This window comes from Oleiphilus sp. HI0043 (assembly GCF_001634935.1).
Map to the genome: position 1 here is coordinate 1 of NZ_LWEY01001168.1, position 2,414 is coordinate 2,414.

Below are 2,414 nucleotides of genomic sequence, written 5' to 3' on the forward strand. Positions count from 1 at the left end.
TGGTGCCATCAGAAACCGAAATCGGTGCCGAGTAGTTGTATTCTGGCGCTGAACCATTCAACACATAGCGGATATCTGGTAGGCCTTGTGCTTGAGTCATTGCTAGTTCTAATTGACCAAACTCATTCATACCGTTGGATATAAATTCTACTTTTTCCGGGATAAACGTAAGCGCTACTTCGTTACTTCGAATACCTTCGGTATTTTCGATATAAACGCTAATTGGACCCACCTCCATATTTTCGTGCGAAGGTAATCTTAACGCTAAGCTTCCCTGAGACAGAGAATGAATTGCAGCGTGGACAATGCTACCCGTATGCGTCCTGAAGTAGACGGTGTAGTCGTCGATGTTAGTTGTCATGCCTGAAACACTTAAGATCAGCTCATCGTTACCTTGAACCCGTTCTTGGTCGATTGAAGTAATAACCATAGCGCCCACTTGAATCGTAAAACTGGCTTGATCACTTACAGGTGGAACGGTAATTTCATAGACATTGTTCATGCCTATTAGATTGCGACTGGTATAGATATGATCAATTGAAACTTCAATTGTATCGACGTTGCTGTCGGCATTTAGCCATTGACCGAATACTTCGAATTTAATTTCCGTTCCTGGGTCGTTGGTGTTCAGCGCATTAGAAGGATAAAACTTGGCGCTATCAACAAGTTCACCTTCACCGTTCTTAGCGCTTAGAACGATTTCCGGAATATGTCGGCCATCTACATGATCTAGTGTTTTTAAGCCAAAGCCGCTTAGGGTGACTTCTTCTGTTTCAATAACACCACCATCACGACGGCTAATGGCTAAAGGCGTCATGCTAAGCAGATCAATCGGGAAATTAACAGTCGCCGAAACGGTGCTTGGAATATGCCTCGCATCATTTACTACGGCAAGCATATCTGCAGCCCAAATGGCAATGGTTGCCTTGAGCGATATCAGTGTGAGCCCCATTTTCGCAAACTGTTCTGAATTAACTTGCAATGCTGCGTTAGCTGTTAAGCTAAGAACTTCATTTATTACCGGGTTTGGCCAAGATCCCGCAATAGGGTTTGTAGGATTTAGCCCCGATGTCATTTCGTCGAAGACAATACCTAAGGCTTCAAGAAGCTCCCATTGATATAGGGCGGGTGCGGCTTTATCAAACAAGCCAGAATTATAGAGCACGCCAAAAACAGGTTGGATAGCAACGTCCTTAACGCTAAACACCGTATTGATGCTTGGAAGGAGTACCTTCGAATATATCGTTCTTAGTTGAAGTGCAAAGGTGGTACTTTCGGTGTAGCCATCGAACTCGATGTCTGTAATTCCTGCGGTGACAAAATCTACCACCACATCGCGATGCTCAACTTCGAAGGATTGTTCATTAGATTGATAGGCACCCCAGAATCCTTGCTGCGGATCGAGCAAGTGTTCATCAAAAGCTTTACTAATAATGCCTACGTGTAAGTCTGCACTATACCATTCCCCACCGGACACCAGATCAAAAATCCTGGGGCGAACATAGAGGCTCGTATCATTGTCCAGGGTTATGTACGAGGCAATACGATTGTTTTCTTTTTCTGGTTTAACAGACAAGCCCAGCAGAGTATGGGCTGGGTCGTCATAGACTACGTGCAGATCCATATCGCTTGGGCCATCGTAAGAAGTCGAGCGATAGTTTGTGTTTGTGTTTGTGTTTGTGTTTGTGTTTGTGCTTGTGCTTGTGCGTGAGATGGCCAGTTCAATATCCTGCGTTGGCATTAAGGCTTTAAGGGCATCCAGACTGCTCTGCACTGCGCCAAGATAGATCTCGTCATAGACATTGTTCAAATTGTGGAGGTGCAAAGTATAAGGGTCCGCTTCGATCATTGTTTCAAATTTATCAATAAACGCTAGGGAGTTGTTTCTAACGCTTTGTTTGACTTCGCTTGCGCTTCCTGCGTTTAGTAAAAGCTCCTGAGGGATTGCTTGCATGACCAGGGAGATTGCGGTTCCTTCGCTGTCGATACGAGTATTTTCCTCTCCGGGTAATAGGGTAGAAAGCATGTAGACGCTTGGCCATTCATCACTTTCTCTTTGCGGAAGCATTAGATACGCATTGGCTGGTGATTCGCCTAGAGTAGGGAGTGACACTCTTTGTTTAGAGTCAACAGGGTATGAGGCGTCATCAACTTCTATTGAGAGCTTATCTTCTTGAAGAGTTGAGCTCTCAGGCAACTCAATGACCCCGGAGATATCTGTTTCATCTCCTGGTGTTGTACCTGAAGAGTTACTTGAGCCGCCATTACAGCCTGCAATCGATAGGCTTAGTGCTAAGGCTAAGAAAACCTTAAAGCTCAACCCTAGGCAGTTGAATAGGAATTTCTGCATTGAATATCTCCAAATAAAACTCTTTATTAGTAAATACTAATATAAATAATGGAGTGTTGAGTTG

Annotated in this window: 1 protein-coding gene; it reads right to left on the reverse strand. The window is 44.2% G+C overall.

The genetic code is table 11. The features are described 5' to 3' along the window. A partial coding sequence (locus tag A3729_RS13460; protein ID WP_156497947.1) for a hypothetical protein occupies positions 1-2,350 on the reverse strand: 2,350 nt, incomplete at its 3' end. Between the last annotated feature and the right edge of the window lie 64 nt (positions 2,351-2,414).